This is a genomic window from Mesorhizobium sp. P2_E7, assembly GCF_056403855.1.
The window spans coordinates 110,729-127,501 of record NZ_JBFUER010000002.1 but is presented as its reverse complement, the minus strand read 5'-3'; the positions used below and the strand labels follow the sequence as shown (position 1 = coordinate 127,501).

15 protein-coding genes and 1 tRNA gene are annotated in these 16,773 nt (G+C 60.1%); 7 read left to right on the top strand and 9 right to left on the bottom strand.

Annotated features, from left to right (window positions below):
• Positions 1-172: 172 nt before the first annotated feature.
• From AC1DYC_RS17735 to AC1DYC_RS17715, 5 genes are all read left to right on the top strand, one after another.
• Positions 173-249 (top strand) — tRNA-His (locus tag AC1DYC_RS17735).
• 563 nt (positions 250-812) lie between these two features.
• Entirely contained in the window at positions 813-1,262 is a 450-nt protein-coding gene (locus AC1DYC_RS17730; RefSeq protein ID WP_477408560.1) for a hypothetical protein, read from the top strand.
• A gap of 29 nt (positions 1,263-1,291) precedes the next feature.
• Complete coding sequence (locus tag AC1DYC_RS17725; RefSeq protein WP_477408558.1) at positions 1,292-1,558, top strand: flavin reductase; 267 nt, start codon at positions 1,292-1,294, stop codon at positions 1,556-1,558.
• A 202-nt stretch (positions 1,559-1,760) separates the two neighbouring features.
• Positions 1,761-3,101, top strand: coding sequence for a hypothetical protein (locus AC1DYC_RS17720; RefSeq protein ID WP_477408556.1), 1,341 nt, complete (start codon positions 1,761-1,763; stop codon positions 3,099-3,101).
• 415 nt (positions 3,102-3,516) lie between these two features.
• The gene (locus AC1DYC_RS17715) at positions 3,517-3,948 is read left to right on the top strand and encodes a hypothetical protein (protein ID WP_477408554.1); all 432 of its coding nucleotides are present in this window, start codon (positions 3,517-3,519) and stop codon (positions 3,946-3,948) included.
• A gap of 157 nt (positions 3,949-4,105) precedes the next feature.
• On the opposite strand, the gene cysN is transcribed toward AC1DYC_RS17715, so the two are convergent.
• The 3 genes from cysN to AC1DYC_RS17700 form a co-directional block, all read right to left on the bottom strand.
• Entirely contained in the window at positions 4,106-6,043 is a 1,938-nt protein-coding gene (gene cysN, locus AC1DYC_RS17710; RefSeq protein WP_477408552.1) for a sulfate adenylyltransferase subunit CysN, read from the bottom strand.
• A gap of 2 nt (positions 6,044-6,045) precedes the next feature.
• Positions 6,046-6,951, bottom strand: coding sequence for a sulfate adenylyltransferase subunit CysD (gene cysD, locus AC1DYC_RS17705; RefSeq protein WP_477408550.1), 906 nt, complete (start codon positions 6,949-6,951; stop codon positions 6,046-6,048).
• Between the two features lie 73 nt (positions 6,952-7,024).
• Positions 7,025-7,252: a hypothetical protein gene (locus tag AC1DYC_RS17700; RefSeq protein WP_477408548.1), complete on the bottom strand. Its 228-nt coding sequence runs from the start codon at positions 7,250-7,252 to the stop codon at positions 7,025-7,027.
• A gap of 163 nt (positions 7,253-7,415) precedes the next feature.
• Between AC1DYC_RS17700 and AC1DYC_RS17695 the strand changes: the two genes are divergently transcribed.
• Together AC1DYC_RS17695 and AC1DYC_RS17690 are read left to right on the top strand one after the other, a co-directional pair.
• A complete protein-coding gene (locus tag AC1DYC_RS17695; RefSeq protein WP_477408546.1) occupies positions 7,416-8,699 on the top strand; it encodes an O-antigen ligase family protein in 1,284 nt (427 codons plus the stop codon).
• Positions 8,696-9,652, top strand: coding sequence for an NAD-dependent epimerase/dehydratase family protein (locus AC1DYC_RS17690; RefSeq protein WP_477408544.1), 957 nt, complete (start codon positions 8,696-8,698; stop codon positions 9,650-9,652). Before AC1DYC_RS17695 ends, AC1DYC_RS17690 begins: the two co-directional genes overlap by 4 nt.
• Positions 9,653-9,701: 49 nt before the next feature.
• On the opposite strand, the gene AC1DYC_RS17685 is transcribed toward AC1DYC_RS17690, so the two are convergent.
• The 6 genes from AC1DYC_RS17685 to AC1DYC_RS17660 all read right to left on the bottom strand — a co-directional run bounded on the left by AC1DYC_RS17685 (position 9,702) and on the right by AC1DYC_RS17660 (position 16,636).
• Positions 9,702-10,235: a sugar transferase gene (locus AC1DYC_RS17685; RefSeq protein ID WP_477408542.1), complete on the bottom strand. Its 534-nt coding sequence runs from the start codon at positions 10,233-10,235 to the stop codon at positions 9,702-9,704.
• A 7-nt stretch (positions 10,236-10,242) separates the two neighbouring features.
• Positions 10,243-11,175: a glycosyltransferase family 2 protein gene (locus AC1DYC_RS17680; RefSeq protein WP_477408540.1), complete on the bottom strand. Its 933-nt coding sequence runs from the start codon at positions 11,173-11,175 to the stop codon at positions 10,243-10,245.
• Between the two features lie 139 nt (positions 11,176-11,314).
• On the bottom strand, positions 11,315-13,303 hold the full coding sequence (locus tag AC1DYC_RS17675; protein WP_477408538.1) for an SDR family NAD(P)-dependent oxidoreductase: 1,989 nt from the start codon (positions 13,301-13,303) through the stop codon (positions 11,315-11,317).
• 178 nt (positions 13,304-13,481) lie between these two features.
• Positions 13,482-14,849 carry a sulfatase gene (locus tag AC1DYC_RS17670; protein WP_477408536.1) on the bottom strand — a complete coding sequence of 456 codons (1,368 nt, stop codon included), beginning with the start codon at positions 14,847-14,849 and terminating at the stop codon, positions 13,482-13,484.
• Entirely contained in the window at positions 14,846-15,640 is a 795-nt protein-coding gene (locus AC1DYC_RS17665; protein WP_477408534.1) for a sulfotransferase domain-containing protein, read from the bottom strand. Before AC1DYC_RS17665 ends, AC1DYC_RS17670 begins: the two co-directional genes overlap by 4 nt.
• Before the next feature lie 78 nt (positions 15,641-15,718).
• On the bottom strand, positions 15,719-16,636 hold the full coding sequence (locus AC1DYC_RS17660) for an NAD-dependent epimerase/dehydratase family protein (RefSeq protein ID WP_477408532.1): 918 nt from the start codon (positions 16,634-16,636) through the stop codon (positions 15,719-15,721).
• Positions 16,637-16,773: the final 137 nt, after the last annotated feature.

The following is a 16,773-nucleotide window of genomic DNA, read 5'->3' as shown; positions in this document are numbered from 1 at the left end:
CCGCCGGCCTTTTCTTTTGCCTGCTGAAAAGCGGTGCCCATTCGAGGAACCGGGCTTTGCCTTATCAAAGGCCTTGAATTAGACTCTGATAGACCGTATTGGACGCATCGCCGAACGACAGAGCGGATCTCGGAGAATGAATTTTTCACCACGATCTGGCTCAGGCGAACGTGCCGTTGTAGCTCAGATGGTTAGAGCGCCGGATTGTGGATCCGGAGGTCGCTGGTTCGATCCCAGCCAACGGTACCACCAATCTTCCCGCTAAGTATTTGAATTTATTGCAAAATTGTTCTTTTGGTGGCAGAGTTTGTATCACAATATGTATCCATATGGTGATTGGACGCGCTCGTAAAACGGCGCGAAGAGATTGATCCCAATAGCTTTTTTGCGGATTTGCGGCTGTCACCGTCGGAAATCGCGTGACGCTTGCCGAGGAAAATCGAACCAGAACGGCTCGATCTGCCGACCCTGACCAAGCAGGAGCCGTTTCCGATGGTCACAGCGCTGGCTTGATCAATAGCTCGCCCAGGTTCCCACAACTGTCTCGATTTCTTGGAACTCAACTCGGACGCCGAGATTGCAGCGCCACCCCTTGCGACAGAAAATATGGAGTTGCAGTCCCTACGATTGAGCTGATGATGGACGAGGCTCCATACGCGCACGATTGGTCGGAATGATGAGTGATCCTCTTAGCAGGCTGTCTTGGGACGATCTTAGGGTTGTGAAAATTATCGGTGAGCAGGGTAAGCTATCCCTCGCTGCGGAATTTATGGGACGTGCATCGATTCCGCATCGTGCCACAGGTAGCAGTCGTGCTGGATCGCCGCCTTGCCGAGGGCACGCTCGCTTATCGCGCCGCATCGATTGTCGAGGCCGAAGAGGCCGACGGGCGCATCCGCGTCACGCAGCGGCCAAGGCGCCAACACAAGCTCATCGTCGAAGCGTTCGACAGCGTGATCGTGACGACCGGGCCGGCGCATGCCGATATTCTTCGCACCAACACGGCGATTGCCACCCTTGGACATCTGGGCCTGGTTCGTCTTGACCCAACCGGCCTCGGTCTGGAGACCGACAGACAGGGCCGCGCGGTCGGCGCGTCAGGTCACGCGGCCGACACTATTTTCATCAGCGCGCCACTGGCGCGCGGCAGCGTCGGCGAGCTGATGGGAATTCCCGAGGTCACCGCGCATGCCGAGGGCATCGCTGCCGAAATTCACCAATGGTTGGGAGACCAGACGGTGTTGCGTCGCAAGGCGTCGTGACACTGCAAACACGATGAGGCTATATCCAGATGACACTGACCGAACGCATTCTCCTGGATGAAGCCCGGATCCCGCTGAAATTCGCGATGCGACATCTGGCCGGAGCCGTCTCCGTGGTCACCGCAGGTATTGGCGACGAGCGGACGGGCGCAACGATTACCACCGCCCACTCCTTGTCGGTCGAACCTGAGGTGATGGTCGTCAGCATCAATCTGATTCCTCCTGGCGCCGACCACAGCCCATCGAAGGAACCCCATGGACCGCGCCTTTGCGCGGGCGCTTGCGCTCGTCTATGAGATGGTTCGCCTACTGGTCGTGGTAGCTCTCTAGCGGGATCAACGCACTTATCCCGCGGGCGCTGTAATCGGACGAGGGTGTCCGATATTTGTCATATTTTGTGATTTGCACGATATCGCCGACGGGGCTCTGATGTGTGCAGGCCTTTCTGGCTTCAGGCAGGTGGGGAAAAAGGGCGAGGGGTGTGAAAGGTGGCCAAGCATGGCCAATACGAACACCATTGTCTTGAGCGGCGACTATGGCTACCGCCAATATAAAGTATCCGGTCTGCCCGCCGACACGATAATCGATGCCACCAGCGCCTCGTGGATCGTCGCCAATCAGGGAAGCCCCACCAACCTCTATCCGTTCGCGGTCGTCAACCCCGGCGACAACCTAGTGGCTTTGGGCGGCACGATCAACGGCACGGTCTCCCAAACCGGCGACTGGGAGAACATCTACGTCAACTCCGCCGCAGTCCGTATAAATTCAGCCCACAGCTTTACCATCGACGACTGGACGATCACCCAGCCCTGGGATGGCATCCGTGTCGGCGGCACCGGCACCTTCCTCATCGAAGATTCCTATGTCGGCAACTCACGAGACGACGCGGTCGAGGACGACGACGTGATCGGCGGCACTATCCGGGATTCCCTGTTCGACCACGTGTTTTCCGGAGTAAGCCTTGGCGACGGTGACGTGGATGGGTCTGACAACACGGTCACCATGGACGGCATGCTTCTGGGCATGGGCGAGTACCTTCGCAAAGGCGTGATGACCCACGGTTCGCCATTCAAACTCGACAATGGCACAGGCGCTAACGATATCGTGCCCAGCCTGCACTTTATCGACTGCGTGGTGGCGATCACAGACGTTCACCACAACGGCCAGGCGCGGCTGCAGCATGCCTGGGACAAGACGGTCGAGGCGCACGGCAACTACTACCTCAACCTCTCTGACACGCCGCTGCCGTCGGATTATCCAATGCCGCCCGCCGGCTGGACGGTCCTTCAAGGCCAGGCGGCCCGCGACTATTGGGCCCAGGCCAAGACGGCCTGGCATGCAGCCCATGACGGGACCGACCCGATACCGTCACCGCCGACCCCGCCGACCCACGGAACGACCGGGGACGATACTTTTGTCGGCACTGGCGCGGCCGATACCTTTGATGCCCTGGCTGGCAACGATACACTGCGGGGCCTGGGTGGCAACGACGTGCTGACTGGTGGCAGGGGCGAGGACACCTTCGTTTTTGATACGGCCTATGGCCCCGGCAATGTCGACACACTCACCGACTTCAACGCGGAACATGACGCGCTTTATCTCGACAATGCCATCTTCACCAAGCTCGGCGACGGTTCCTTGTCCAGCCCGACGCGGGTGAACTCGTCGTATTTCGAGTTGCGAGAACACGCCGCCCACAGCAACGATTACCTCCTCTATAACCGGGCCACGGGCGTTCTGTCCTATGATCCCGACGGCTCGAAATCGACCCCGCAGGTGGAAATCGCCCACCTAGAGCCCGGGGCAGCCCTGACCTATCACGACGTGTTCGTCGTTTGATCGCGCATGCGATCGCACATGGCACAACGAAGCGCGAGCGCGGCACCGGTGTGCCTGTTGCGACTGACAGCAATCAGAAATGGCGGCGGATAGCGCCCATCTAGTCGCCGGTGGCGGGTTTCGCGATGTGGGCTTGCTTGCGCTCAACGGTTCTCAGGTCGCAACGGTGCATAAGTCGTTCGACCGTGAGTATCGGGGAAGGCGCTGATGATGACGCCAGCGCTGAAAAGAACTCGCCTTTTTGCTGTGGGACGTGGGTCTGTTCGGGCGTCGGCAGCAGCGGAGCAATGCGCCGTATTAGTCAAAATTTGGCAATCGCCATTGTCCGTCGAGAAACCGCCTACCCGGCCTTGTCAGCGCATCGTGGCGCGATAATTTTTGTTGAGAAGGGGACTTCGATCAAAAGGAGCCGACCATGAAACACCAAACCCGAAGCCAACTGCAGACAATCGCAGAAGTGGAACCCTTGTCGACATACCCGATCATGACCCGGCAACAGCGCATCGAGCGCTGGGCAAAGTTGCTAGACGAACATCCCGAGCGATGCTTGGGCGCGCTGACTGGCACTGAGCATCTGAAGGGGCAAGCCCGCGACGCAGCACGCAGTGAGGCCTCGCCAATCACAGTGGCCTTCGAGGATCCGGTACTGCGTGCGGTCGGCCTGAAGGATGACACCTATGGGGAAGCAAGGCGCTTCTTCGAACTGTCTGACTGGGAGTTGCATGACATCGTCTGCAGTTGCCATGTCGGGACCACGATAAGAGGGCAATGGGCTGCCGCTAGAGTCCGCCGGGTAATCGCTGAGAACAGGTTTCTCAAATGGTTCAGGGAGAGAATGTGGCACTGAGGTCGCCTAGAATAGCGACAACGATTGCATCAGTAAGAGCCCATGACATCCGGCTTCTCTCGCGGTCGACCGCACAGCCGGTGTGGAATACACGCATCACCTCACGCCCGGCCCGCGAGCGCCAGCCGCTCGGAGATTTCGAGCATCAGCCTGTCGTTCAGAGGCCGCCGCCGCTGTCATATTGGTCTTCGGCAATGTCGCGCTCGTTCAGCCAGTGTTCCAGGGCGTCTACCATTTCTTCGGCCGATTTGCCGAGTGTCTTGAGATGTATTTCCGGGTTTTCCGGGGCTTCATACGGTGAATCGACGCCGGTGAAGTTCTTGATCTCGCCATTCAGCGCCCGCGCGTAAAGGCCCTTCGGGTCGCGCCGGGCGCATTCCTCGAACGGCGTATCGACGAACACTTCGACGAACTCGCCGTCGGCCATCAACTCGCGCGCCATGCGGCGCTCGGCGGCGAAGGGCGAGATGAAGGAGACGATGACGATCAGACCGGCATCGGCCATCAGCTTGGCGACTTCGGCGACGCGGCGGATGTTTTCGACGCGATCGGCATCGGTGAAGCCGAGATCGCGGTTGAGGCCGTGGCGGACATTGTCGCCGTCGAGAATGTAGGTGTGGCGTCCCGAGGCGAACAGCTTCTTTTCGAACAGGTTGGCGATGGTCGACTTGCCGGAGCCCGACAGTCCGGTCAACCAGAATATGGCGGGCCGCTGGTTCTTCATGTCGGCGCGCACGCGTTTGCCGACATCGAGCGACTGCCAGTGGATGTTTTCGGCGCGGCGCAGCGTGTGCAGGATCATGCCGGCGCCAACCGTGGCGTTGGTGATGCGGTCGATCAGGATGAAGGCGCCGGTGGTGCGGTTGTCGGCGAAGGTGTCGAAGGCGATCGGCGCTCGGGTCGAGATGTTGCAGATGCCGACTTCGTTCATGTCGAGCGACTTGGCTGCTTCGCGGGCAAAGTTGTTGACGTTGACGCGGTATTTCAGGTCGGTGACGGTTGCGCTGGTCTGGTCGGTCTCGGTGCGCAGGATGTAGGAACGGCCCGGCAGCAGCGCTGCCTCGTCGAACCAGACGATGTTGGCGGCGAACTGGTCGGCGACCTGCGGTCTAGCTGCGGGCGACACCAGCATGTTGCCTCTGGAGACTTCGACCTCGTCGTCAAGCACAAGGGTGATGGCCTGGCCGGCGACGGCCTGGGCGAGATCGCCGCCATGCGCGACGATGCGCTTGACCCGCGAGGCCTTGCCGGATTTCGCGACGACAACCTCATCGCCCTGCGCAACCTGGCCGGACGCGATGGTGCCGGCAAAGCCGCGGAAGTCGAGATTGGGCCGGTTGACATACTGCACCGGAAACCGGAACGGCAATTCGACCGCGGCCTCGTCGACCGATACGGTTTCGAGATGCTCGATAAGCGACGGGCCGGAATACCACGCCGTCTTGTCGGAGCGGCTGGTGACATTGTCGCCATAGCGGGCCGACATCGGGATCGGCACGATCGTCTGGAAGCCGAGCTCGTGCGAGAACTGCCGGTAATCCTCGACGATGCGATCGAACACCGCCTGGTCGAAATCGACGAGATCGATCTTGTTGACGGCAAGCACGATGTGGCGAATGCCGAGCAGCGAGGCGATGATCGAGTGGCGCCGGGTCTGGCGCAGCACGCCCTGGCGCGCATCGATGAGCACGATAGCGAGATCGGCGGTCGAGGCGCCGGTCGCCATGTTGCGGGTGTACTGCTCATGGCCGGGCGTGTCGGCGACGATGAACTTGCGCTTGGGCGTGGCAAAGAAGCGATAGGCGACGTCGATGGTGATGCCCTGCTCGCGCTCGGCCTCGAGGCCGTCGACCAGAAGCGCGAAGTCGATATCGTCGCCGGTGGTGCCGTGCTTGCGCGAATCGCGTTCGAGCGCGGCAAGCTGATCCTCAAAGATCTGCTTGGTGTCGGACAGCAGGCGGCCGATCAGCGTCGACTTGCCGTCATCGACCGAGCCGCAGGTGAGGAAGCGCAGCAGCGACTTCTTCTCCTGCGCCGCCATGTATTCGCGGATGCCGTCGGTGGGGGCGAGGCTCTTGGCCAGGATGTGGCGCATGCTCAGAAATACCCCTCGCGCTTCTTCTTTTCCATCGAGCCTGCTTCATCGCGGTCGATGAGGCGGCCCTGGCGCTCGGAGGTGCGCGCCGTCAGCATCTCGCCGACAATGGCTTCCAGCGTGTCGGCGTCGGATTCAATGGCGCCGGTCAGCGGATAGCAGCCGAGCGTGCGAAAGCGCACCAAGCGGTTCTCCACCGTCTCGCCGGGGCGTAATTGCATGCGGTCATCGTCCTTGAGGATCAGCATGCCGTCGCGTTCGACCACCGGCCGCTCCTTGGCGAAATAGAGCGGCACGATCGGAATGTTCTCCTGCAGAATGTACTGCCAGATGTCGAGCTCGGTCCAGTTCGACAGCGGAAACACGCGGATCGATTCACCCGGCGCAATGCGGGTGTTGAAGATCTTCCACATTTCCGGCCGCTGGTTCTTCGGGTCCCAGACATGCTGGGCGTTGCGGAAGGAAAAGATGCGCTCCTTGGCGCGCGATTTCTCCTCGTCGCGCCGCGCTCCACCGAAGGCGGCGTCGAAACCGTATTTGTCGAGCGCCTGGCGCAGCGCCACGGTCTTCATGACATGGGTGTGGGTGTTCGAGCCATGGTCGAAGGGGTTGATGCCGTCGCGCACGCCGTCTTCATTGACATGGACCAAAAGGTCGAAGCCGAGCTTCTGCGCCATCTGATCGCGAAAGGCGATCATCTCGCGGAACTTCCAGGTGGTGTCGACATGCAGGAAAGGGAAAGGCGGCTTGGCCGGATAAAAAGCCTTCATCGCCAGATGCATCAGCACGGAGGAATCCTTGCCGACGGAATAGAGCATCACCGGTTTGGAGAAGGAGGCAGCAACCTCACGGAAGATGTGGATGGATTCGGCCTCGAGCCGCTGCAAATGCGTAAGGGCGATGTTCATGGACTGTGAGCGTTCTCTCGTGCCATCCAGACCTTGCATCAGATGGATCGGGCGTCTTTTTCAGCCGCCCGGTTCAAGCTTCACTGCTGGACACTATCGGTTCGTGCCGGCGTTCTAGCAGATCGCCACCTGATATAACAACGCTGGAAAGGCCGGCGGCCAGGCCGATCGGGAACGAATTTTCCATGAAAAGCCCGAAATTCGGAAATTCCTGCCCGGCAGATTGATCGCCCTGAAAGGCCGGGAAAAATCTTGCCGGAACCCTGGAAAAACCGTCGGGGCCGGTGGATGCTTCCGCCATGCGATGCGGCCACGCCAACGATTCAAGATCCTCGCCGCACTATCGAAAACCGAACCCAGCCGCTATACCGGCTCCTGAACCCGCACCCGCCGGGATGCTGCAAAAGCCGCAGCCAAAACACCCTCCGTCGCCAAGCGACCCCAGCGCATTGTGAACCAGAGCATTGACCCCGACTTCCACCATCAAGCAGCACCTCTCGCCGTCACGGATCAACATCACCTTCTCCATTATCTGCTTCTTTTGCCCGCCGGTGCTGGGGTCGGCTGTCAGCTTTGTGTTCAATGGCGGCGGCCTGTGGTCGGTGGTTCTGCTTGCGCTGAAAAGACGGCGCTTCAACATCGACCGGCCGATGATCGCCATGACGGTCGCCATCTATGCCTATTGCGCAGCTTGCGTGCTCGCCTCCATCGTCAACAATTCGATCGCCAGGGATGCGCCGAATCTGCTGGGACTGATCACCTTCCTGTTTTTCCCCGTCTCATACGCGACCTGGAGCATCACCCAGAAAGCCGCGCTGGCGCGCATCGTCGTGCTGGCCAGCGCCGCCGCCTGCTTTGGCGCCCTGCTGCTGGCGATCGTGCAGTATTACTGGCTGGGCATACGGGCCGAAGGCGGCGCCGGCAATGCGATCGTATTTGCAACGGTCGCTTGCCTGAGTGTGATGATGTGCCTGGCGGGCGCCTTGTCTAACATCGAAAAGAACAGGGCTCTGCTGGCCTTCGCGACACTGGCCGGTGCAGTCGCCATTCTCTATTCGGGGTCGCGGATCATCTGGCTGGCGATGCTGGTGGCCGGCATCGCCGTCCTGCTGATCAACCGTCGCAAGCTCAACAACAGAAATGCCATTCGCCTTTTGCTGATTGCGGGCGCGACCGGCATCGTCATCGCTGTCGTCGGCCTCCCCATCATTTCCGAGCGCGCGGCCTTCCTGTTCAGCGACTGGGATGCGCTCGCCACGAAGGGTGACCACACCACCGCGCTCGGGTTGCGCGCAGCACTTTGGCAGATTGGCCTCGGCGCCTTCCACGACATGCCGATTTTCGGTCACGGCATTGCTGCAAGCCGCGAGCTGATGAAGGATGGGTTCCACAATCAGTTCAACATGCCGTCCGTGGGCTTCAGCCATTTCCACAATGGCTTCCTGACCGCATTGGTGCAGGCAGGGCTGCTTGGCGCCATTACGCTCGCGGCTGTTTTCGTCGTTGCCGCGAGAAACGCCGCCATCGTGCTGCGCACCAGCACCGATACGATCGAGCGGTTCGGCGCCACGATGATTGTCGTTACCGTGATGACCTATCTCATCGGCGGCCTGACCGGCATCCTGGTCGGCCACGACATCCTCGATTCGACACTGATGGTGTTCCTGGTGTCCGGGACCTACCTTGCTTCGGGCCGGCAACAGGCGTTGCCGGAACCAGCCTTGACTCCGCAGGCAAGCCAGCCGTGAAAGTGCTGGTCACAGGCGCGACGGGTTTCATCGGCAGGCAGGTCGTTAACCAGCTTGGCGAAGCCGGGTTCGAGGTGCGCATGGCATCGCGTCACCCAGAACAGCTCGATGCCGCGAGCGATGCCGTGCTGCTGCCGGACTTCGACGCGCCGGCCCAGGCATTCCAGGCGCTGATGCGAGATATCACCCATGTCGTCCACTGCGCGGCTCTCAACAATGACCGCAAGGCGAGCGAGGCCGATTTTCTCGCCGCCAATGCGACGCTGACCGCCCAGCTGGCGCGCGCGGCCGCCTGGCGGGCAAGCGGGCGCTTCATCTATCTGTCATCGATCCGGGCGGTAGCCGGTCCCGGCTTCAGCGGGACGATCAGCGAGGCGACGCCCCCTGCTCCGCAATGCGCTTACGGCCGCTCGAAACGCGAAGGCGAGATCAGGATGCTGGAAGCCTATGCGTCCAGACCCGCCGATGCCACGGCGCTGCGCCTGCCGCCGATCTATGGCGAAGGCATGAAGGGAAATCTGGCGAATCTGATGCGCTGGGGCGGCATGCCTGTAAGCTTGGCGCTGCCGGCGGCCGTCTTCAGCGGCGTACGATCGCTGATGTCATGCGAGGCAGCAGCACACACGGCGGTGTATCTACTCAGCCGTCCGCAGCCGCTTCGCCCCGTCTACGTCGCCTGCGACCTGCCGCCGCTGCCGGTCTCTTCCATCATCAGGGCTTTCCGGGACGGTTATGGCTACTCGTTGAAACTGTCCAAAGTGCCCACAGGTCTGATGCGGATCGTATTGACCTTGATTGGCAAGGCCAAGGCATGGGAAGCGATGACAGCGACGCAGATATGCGATCCGTCGCTGCTGGTATCCGAAGGCTGGGCGCCGCGGACCGACACACTCGAACAACTGACCGAGCTCGCGCGCCGCTACAAGTCCGGCGCTGCTCAACTGTCTATTTGAGCATGATCTCGTCCGAAAACCGGGGCCACTTTTCGGGATCATGCTCTGGTTAGAAAATCGTACCCACAAGAATACGGATATCGAGGCCGATCGAGGCTGTCTTCAGATATTCGGCATCGGTTTCGGCGCAGCGTTTCGGGTCCGACATGTCGATGCCTTTCATCTGCGCAAGCCCGGTAATGCCCGGCAGGGCCGCAAGCACGCCCAATTGCCTGCGGCGTTCGACCAGCTCGGTTTGCGTGGGCAGGCATGGACGCGGGCCGACCAGGCTCATCTCGCCCTTCAGCACATTCCACAGCTGCGGCAGTTCGTCGATCTTGAATTTTCGCAGCACCGCGCCGGCGGGAGTGACGGCGTTTGCCGGCGCCTGATGCGAGGGTAGAGACGGCGTTCCCACAACCATCGTCCGCAGCTTGTGGCAGGCAAACAGCGCGCCATTCTGTCCGACCCGGGTTTGCGAAAACAATGCGGGTCCAGGCGAAGACAGCCTGATTGCCAGCATGGCAAGCAGGATGACGGGCGAGGTTAGCGGCAACAGAACCGCCGCCACGACGAGGTCGAAAGCTCGCTTGGGTCCCGTCATAACCAATCTAGATCCGCCGCCAGATGAAGGCCAGATAGAGCCCAAGCGTACCCGTCAGCGTCTGCCGGTAGACGCCGCTTTTTCTGAGAAGACGCAGTCGTCGCAGGACACCGCCCTTGCGCGCCCTGATGAACAGGCCGAGGCAGGCGGCGGCATCCTTGGTGAGAATGTCGCGATTGACCGCCAGACCGCTCAGATTGTGATCGGTCCAGACGGCGAACTCGCCCTTGAACAGGCGTCCCAGCCGCGACAGCCGCGCCTTCCACGAAACGTTGGCGCCGACCAGGTTTGCCTCATGCTGGCGGTAGCGCACCAGCGGTCGCGGGTCATAGCGGACAGTGCCGCCGGCGGCGGTGACGATCAGATAGGTCCACCAGTCATGGCTGACGAACTCGGTCCTTGCCGATGCCTTTGCCAGCAACTTTCGCGCCGTGCGGTTGATCATCATGGTGTTGCCGCCGGCAATGCTCTGCACAAGCGCATTGCGAAACGACGGCGGCTTCAGGAACAGCGGCGAATGCCCTTGCGCTGCTCCGGTTTCGGACATGGTCGCGGTCCTCGAGCAAAACAGCAGTGGTGTTTCGGCATCGTGCCCCTGCATCCAGGCAATAGCGCTCTCCAGCCTGTCCGGCTCCCAGATATCGTCCTGGTCGCAGAAGGCGTAGTAATCGGCATCGATGCGCGGATCGACGATCATCGAGCGGAAGTTGGCGGCAAAGCCCTGGCGAGGACCGTTCGACAGGGTCAGCAGCCCCTTAGACCAACGGCTCTGCCAGGCGCCGATGATGGCAGAAGTGCCATCGGTCGAACCGTCGTCGGAGACCCAGACGTCGACAAGAGGATGCGATTGCGCAAGCAGCGAGGCGAGCTGCTCGTCAAGGAAAGCCGCGCCATCTTTTGTGCCCAGCAGCACGGCCACGCGCTGATCTTGTCTGGTCACTGGTTCAGAATCATCTGCAAGCGCCTGGGAACGGCCATCGGATTGGTTTCAATAGCCAATTCCGATCGATCAGGACAGGCTCTTTGTATTGACGCAATCCCGGACGGGAAAACCGCTTCACACTTGTTCTGGAATTGCTCTAACCCGCTTGTCCGACTGTTTTCGCAACGGTTTCCCGGCGTGCGTCACCTGGCGGCTTTTCCGCCTGATGAAGCCCGGCCATGACGGCGAGTGCTGCGGCCTTGTCCTGATCGCGCATGGCCGCCTGCAGCGATGTCAGCGCGGCCTGGACCTTGGGCCATCCCACGACATCGGTTCGCAGACCAAAGATCTTGGGGATATCGAGCGCGACAATCTCTTCATTGCCGCCATGCAGCACCTCGTGAAGCTTCTCGCCTGGCCTGATCCCGGTGAAACGGATCGGAATGTCGGTGTAGGGGCTCTTGCCGGCCATGCGGATCATGGTTTCGGCGACTTCGAGGATCGGCACCGGCTTGCCCATGTCGAGCATGTAGATGGCGTAATCGTCCTTGCCCTGGCGCCGCTCGGCATCGGCCGCCGACATGATGACGAGGTCGACGGCTTCGGCCACCGTCATGAAGTAGCGGGTCATGCGGCGATCAGTGATGGTGACCGGACCGCCGGCCTCGATCTGCGCCTGGAAGATGGTGGCGACCGAACCGTTGGAGCCGAAGACATTGCCGAACCGCACGGCAATGAACTTGGTGCCGGAGCGACGGCCATTGGGTTCGGTGGTGTGCGTTTCGTGCAGCGAAGAGACGATCTGCTCGGCGGCGCGTTTTGTCATGCCGAGCACCGAGGTCGGATCGACTGCCTTGTCGCTGGAAATCAGCAGAAACTGCGGCACCCCGCATTTGGCGGCAACCTCTGCGCAGACGAGAGTGCCCAAAATGTTGGTCTGGATCGCCGATTCCCAGTTTTCCTCAAGCAGCGGCACATGTTTGAGCGCGGCAGCGTGGAAAATGATGTCGGGCTTGAAATCGCTGACGACGCGGGTGATCTGGCGCCGGTCGGTGACATCGACGATGCGGCTCTTGAGCCGGGCATGATCCTTTTCGTCGACCTGCTGGTCGAGCTGGAAAATCCCGAACTCCGAGATGTCGGCAACCAGAACCGCCTCGGCGCCGAGTTCCAGCGACCGCTTGACCAGGATGCGACCGATGGAGCCGGCGCCGCCGGTCACCAGGACGCGCTTGCCGCTGACGAAGCCGCCAATGCGCTCAACGTCCGACGGAACCGTGGAGCGGCGCAGGATGGTTTCCATCTCGACAGCGTCGAGAACCAGCTTTCCGCCCTGCCCGAGCTCCGAGACGCCGGAGAACTGGACGACGGCGATGCCGCTGTGACGGGCGACACGGACCAGCTCCGAATATTCCTCGATCTCGCGTTCGGTGCCATTGCCGAAAATCAGCATGTCGAGGCTTTTGGTGCCCCTTACATATTCTTCGAGGACCTCCACGAGGCGGGGCCGCACGGCCACAACCGGGACGCCCTGGATCTGCGTGCCCAGCGGCGCGCCATTCTCGATGGCCATGATGCCGGCGATGGAATATTCGGCCGGCTCTGCCGTGCGCGTGAACCGGATGATGACGTCTGCTTCGCCGAGCCTGCCAACGAACAACGCCTGCTTGATCGCCACATTGCTCGCGTTGCGGCTCAGGATTCGCCAGCTCGCCCCATCGCGCAGAAACCGGTAGTAGAGCCGCGGCGCCGAAATGATGGTGAAGGAGACGAGGAAAAAGACGATGAACTGGCGCTCGTTGAGACCCGTCACCGGCTGAAACCATCGAACCACCAGCGAGACGACGTAGAGCGTGACCGTCAGGATCGCGCAGCTCTTCAGAATGTTGAAGAAGTCCGGCGTGGAGGCAAAGCGCCACACCGTGTTGTAGAGGCCGCAATAGCGAAACAGGAGATGGCTGAGAAAAACGATGCTCGCCCAGCACGCCAGGCCCGGCCAGGAGAGCGCGTCGAATGAAAGTCTCGACTGCGAAAGCCCGAGACTCAGCGCCACCGCCACCAGGACCATGACAATGTCCTGGATCATTATAATGGCGCGCCGCATCTTCGGCCGAAGTCCGGACACGACTTCTACATAGGATGTCATTGGGTAGTACTGAACTCCAGGCGCAAGGATATGGACACTAACGTGATGCGAGAGCGACGGAAACCCGTCACCGATCACCTGTTTAGAGTGCCAATCCCCAGCCCCGCCGCTTTTGTATCGCATAGCGTGGAGTTGAGGTCATCGCCAGATATTTTTTTGGAATGCCCTTAGCTGACAGTCAATCGCGATGGTCGGACGGGAGGCGGGCGCCAAGATCCAGACGCATTTTCTCAAAGCGCACGTCACCGATCAGATTGTTCCACTCATAGGGGTCGGCGCTCAAATCATAGAGTTCTTCCGACAAATCGGAGTAGCGCGTGTAGCGCCAGCGGCTCGACCGGACGGAATGATTGCCGCGCAACCATGTCATGATCGCACAATGGTCTTGCATCTCGCCGCCCTGCGCCAAAGGCATAAGTGAACGGCCGTCTATGTCCGCCGGCGGCTCGAGCCCGCATAGATCAAGAAGCGTGGGAAACAGGTCGACCAGGCTGACCGGCTGTTCGACACGAGGCAACGTCGCCATACCCCGTGGCGGCAACAGAATGAAGGGCACCCGCGTTGCTTCCTCCCACAGCACGAATTTTCGCCAATGCAGCTTTTCGCCAAGGTGGAACCCGTTGTCTCCCCAAAGAACCACGATTGTATTGTCGGCTGCGGGCGAAGCATCCAGGGCGGCAAGCACGCGTCCGATCTGGCTGTCGCAGTAGGAGATGGCGCCGAGATAGCCCTGGACGGCGTTGCGCCATTGGCCGTGCTTCAGGACGGTTTCGTGGTCAGGCGGCGAGAGAGCCCAGGCCTTTGCGATGGCGGGAACGTCGTCGAGGTCGTCATTTTTGACAAAGGGCAGGCTGACCTTATCGAGAGGATAAAGATCGAGGAACCGCTGCGGAACGTACCAGGGCAAATGCGGCTTGTAGAAACCCGTCGCGCAAAAGAACGGCTGCTCGTGCGGTTTTTCGAGGAAGGCGCAAACTGCGTCTGCGGTCTTGAAATCGGGCATCTCCGGCTCACGGGCTGGCTCGATGGCGCCCCAGTCGAAGTGATGATTCGTCGACGCCACATTCTGGAAATCATCAAAATCAAACATGCGGTTGAGCGGCCGATGCAGCGGCATCGGCTCGGCGGCGGTCGTATGGAATTCGTCCCACAGGGCCGGGCGGTTCTCGATGTCGCTCCATTTTGCCGACAGTGTCCTGTTGCGCCCCGCATCGGCGTAATCGAAACTGCCATGGAAGACTTTGCCCGCACCCATGCAGAAATACCCGGCCGCGCGCAGGCGCTCGAGCAGCGTGACCCTGCGCAGCGGCGCCTCCCAGAATGGCTCGTTCTGGTAGACGCCGGTTGTCGTCGGCAGACATCCGGTGAACACGGACATCCGGCTGGCATTGCAATAAGGTGCCGTGCAGTAGGCGCGCAGGAACGTCGTTCCACGCGATGCGAGCCGGTCGATTGCAGGCGTCTTGACGTCCGGATGGCGGCCCAGTGGCGCAATCCAGGAATTGAGATCATCAGCCACGATGAAGAGAATATTTGGCCGCTTCATCGGCTTTCCACCGTCATGCTCTGATCCATAGTCGGCCAATCGGAAACCGACAGCCCTGAAAGTCTGGAGAATTCGGCGGTGTCATCGTAGAAAATCTCGCGCAAATAGGTCACATCCTCCGGCCGGAGCTCGTCCTCGCATCGTCTGCCAAGATGGTCGGTTCGCGCGGCAAGGGCAGGAAACGGTTGGATGGCGAGGAAACGGGCAACCGACTCCAGCGTAGCTTGATGATCCCTCAGCAGATCCAGTGAACGCAGGAGCAGAACATTCTCCCTTGGGAACAAGGCAAACAGCCGGCGCAGCTGGCGTGCGTAAAAGCCCCGTTCGACATAGCTATACACACGCCACGCCGGATCGGTCGGATCCAACCCCTTGAGCCGCCAGCGGCCTTGTCGGATCGCCAGGTGAAAAGGCAGATGCTCCGCCTGCCTGTCTGTCTCCATGCGCCATTGCGACCACGCTCGCTCAATCGGATCGCGAAAGATGAAGATGAGTTTTATTCCGGGATTATATCGCTTTATCCTCTCCAACGAGTGTGGCCAGAACAGGTAGATTGGCGTTACGTCAAATCCAATGCGGATCCTGATATCTTCGGTGAAAAGGCTCTCCAACCTCGAATAGTCCGGCTCGGACCAGTTCTGGGCCTCATCATCAAAGAAGTGCGCCTCCTTGACTGACGGCGTCGCCATCTGCGGATGCTGAATGAGATAGCCGAACAGACTGGTGGTGCCAGCCTTCTGCACGCCGCCGACCATGAAGCCCAGCCGCGGTTGGTCCGTCTCATTTCTCATGCCAAGGCTACTTCTTTGTCATGGCTGTCTGTCCGCACCGGGCCATTGGGCTGCCAAGAAGATTAATATAAATAGAACTCAAGAGGCAACCTGAGTCGTCTTCTTGTAATCCATTACGAAATTTTCTATTGCCTCGGATACATCGAAAGCAGCTCTCCAACCAGTATCGCGCCTGATGGCGTCACAATTCAACTCTACGTCCTTTACAAGGAACGATTTCTCACGGATGTAGTTTCGGCGAATTGGCCGCCCGCATGCGTAGGAGCAAAGATCGACCATCTCATTTACGCTAAACGATTTTCCCAAGCCGACGTTGTATATTGCTTCTTGCCGCCCTTGCGGCCTCAGCACAGTATCGATGGCGCTGCAAAGATCCCGGACGTCGATGTAGTCGCGCAACGCGTCACCGTTGCCCCATATGTCAATCGGAACACCCAGAAAGGCTGCGCGGACAGCGGTCGCCACAAGGCCCTGGCCTTTTTCGGGCGATTGGTATTTGCCAATGGGGTTCGAGGCGCGAAGAATCGAATAGCTCCATTCTCCACCTGTCGACAGCGTCCTTAAGGCGCTCTCGATCATCAGCTTGCCGCATCCGTAGGTGCTTATAGGACGGGTTGGATGTGTTTCAGTGATGCTCGGCTGCTGCGGGACCCCATAGATCGTTCCGCCAGATGACAGATAAACCACGTGCCGAATTGAGGTTCCGCGGATACTTTGCAGGAATTTAACATGCGGAACGACATTCCGATTCACCTCGGAAGCAAGGTCATTTGCAAATGTGGCAGGTACAGAAGCGCTAACCAGCAATACGACCGCGCTTAGCCCTTCGAGATGATGCCGATAGGTGTCAGGATCGTCGAAATCGATAACGGTCATATTTCTTGATTGAACAGCGCCTTGTCGCCGAACAAAGCCTCGGAACTGCACTTTCCTTTGATCAAAATAGTCAACAAGATTTCGTCCGATAAAACCAGATGCTCCGAAAATGCCGATCATCAGCGCCCCCTTGGGAGGCTTGTATGCAGCCGGATACCTTCGTCTCCCCCAGCACGAGCAACTGTCAGTCTCCGGCGAGATGCGATGCCAGACCCGCACTCAGCCAAATAGCACCTGATCGGCAGAATGATCGCTCC

Excerpts from the sequence above, each read along its gene's own strand:
- cysD (WP_477408550.1), bottom strand. The coding sequence starts at position 6,951 with ATGAACATCGCCCTTACGCATTTGCAGCGGCTCGAGGCCGAATCCATC.
- AC1DYC_RS17675 (WP_477408538.1), bottom strand. The coding sequence starts at position 13,303 with ATGACATCCTATGTAGAAGTCGTGTCCGGACTTCGGCCGAAGATGCGG.
- AC1DYC_RS17715 (WP_477408554.1), top strand. The coding sequence starts at position 3,517 with ATGAAACACCAAACCCGAAGCCAACTGCAGACAATCGCAGAAGTGGAA.
- AC1DYC_RS17665 (WP_477408534.1), bottom strand. The coding sequence starts at position 15,640 with ATGAGAAATGAGACGGACCAACCGCGGCTGGGCTTCATGGTCGGCGGC.
- cysN (WP_477408552.1), bottom strand. The coding sequence starts at position 6,043 with ATGCGCCACATCCTGGCCAAGAGCCTCGCCCCCACCGACGGCATCCGC.
- AC1DYC_RS17725 (WP_477408558.1), top strand. The coding sequence starts at position 1,292 with ATGACACTGACCGAACGCATTCTCCTGGATGAAGCCCGGATCCCGCTG.
- AC1DYC_RS17720 (WP_477408556.1), top strand. The coding sequence starts at position 1,761 with ATGGCCAATACGAACACCATTGTCTTGAGCGGCGACTATGGCTACCGC.
- AC1DYC_RS17660 (WP_477408532.1), bottom strand. The coding sequence starts at position 16,636 with ATGATCGGCATTTTCGGAGCATCTGGTTTTATCGGACGAAATCTTGTT.
- AC1DYC_RS17685 (WP_477408542.1), bottom strand. The coding sequence starts at position 10,235 with ATGACGGGACCCAAGCGAGCTTTCGACCTCGTCGTGGCGGCGGTTCTG.
- AC1DYC_RS17670 (WP_477408536.1), bottom strand. The coding sequence starts at position 14,849 with ATGAAGCGGCCAAATATTCTCTTCATCGTGGCTGATGATCTCAATTCC.
- AC1DYC_RS17700 (WP_477408548.1), bottom strand. The coding sequence starts at position 7,252 with ATGGCGGAAGCATCCACCGGCCCCGACGGTTTTTCCAGGGTTCCGGCA.